The sequence below is a fragment of the Paenibacillus sp. 2RAB27 genome (assembly GCF_052115445.1).
GTDB lineage: Bacteria > Bacillota > Bacilli > Paenibacillales > NBRC-103111 > Paenibacillus_E.
This window is the reverse complement of sequence record NZ_JBFRGR010000123.1, coordinates 1-429: the sequence shown is the minus strand read 5'-3', so window position 1 is coordinate 429 and position 429 is coordinate 1. Positions and strand designations below refer to the sequence as shown.

Genomic DNA, 429 nt, shown 5'->3' with positions numbered 1-429 from the left:
GATGGCGATTGCGCCGACATTTGGTGCGGGTGCGGTACCGACAGCCATCACAGCGGCAACGACGACAACGTACGACGATACAACGTACCGTCAAGGCACTCAAAGTTTTGCCATTACGTTTAACCAACCGATCAACAAAACAAGCGGAACGGCAACGGTGGCGAATATTACGACAGCGAGTGGTCATACGATTGGTACAACGGGCGCAAGTGCGGTATGGCAAGCGGACGGCAAGTTGCTTGTAACGTTGGGGTCGGATGTAACAATAGAGCAAGGAGATACGATTCAGTACGATACAACGGGTGAGGGAATCCAGGATCCATCGCTGGAGAATACACTTTCGGGACAGTTAAGCGTACAAATTACGGATAGCTTCGGCAGCAAAAAGCCAGCGATTGACGCAACAGCAGGGCTTGGAGTGACAGGAGC

At 52.2% G+C, this 429-nt stretch carries 1 protein-coding gene; it reads left to right on the top strand.

Annotation, left to right across the window (positions count from 1 at the left end):
• Positions 1–429, top strand: a 429-nt coding sequence (locus AB4114_RS35935) for a hypothetical protein (RefSeq protein WP_441992694.1), incomplete at both ends; no start/stop codon positions are given.